We start from the raw sequence: 655 nt of genomic DNA on the forward strand, positions 1-655 counted from the left end.
GGTAAGCGGATCAAACTCAGATAACTGCTCTACCTCATCATCAAACAACTCAATACGAACTGCATCCCGCTCTGACTCGGCCGGGAATACATCAATGACATCCCCCCTGACGCGATATGTTGCGCGCTGAAGTTCCATATCGTTTCTTGTGTACTGTAATTCGGCTAGACGCTGAAGAATCTTGCGCTGATTTGTAATTTCACCACGATCTAGGTGGAGCATCATTTTCATGTAGGATTTAGGATCGCCCAGACCATAGATCGCGGATACAGTCGCTACGATTATTGTGTCTTGACGCTCCATCAACGCCTTCGTCGCGGACAATCGCATTTGCTCAATGTGCTCGTTGACTGACGCATCCTTCTCGATGAATGTATCCGATGCAGCAACATATGCTTCAGGCTGGTAATAGTCGTAATACGATACAAAGTATTCAACTGCATTGTCGGGGAAAAACTCCTTAAACTCGCCATAGAGTTGTGCTGCTAAGGTTTTATTATGCGCCATGATGATGGTTGGCCGTTGAATCTTTTCGATGACATTTGCAATGGTAAATGTCTTACCTGATCCCGTAACACCAAGTAAGGTTTGGTGCATTAATCCATCATCAATGCCATCGACTAAACCCGCGATGGCAGTTGGCTGATCCCCAGAT

The 655-nt window shown here is 46.0% G+C and carries 1 protein-coding gene; it reads right to left on the minus strand.

Annotated elements, in window-relative coordinates:
* On the minus strand, positions 1-655 hold a 655-nt coding region (locus tag A3738_RS27730), incomplete at both ends, for a DEAD/DEAH box helicase family protein (protein ID WP_197474095.1).

This window comes from Oleiphilus sp. HI0066, assembly GCF_001635725.1.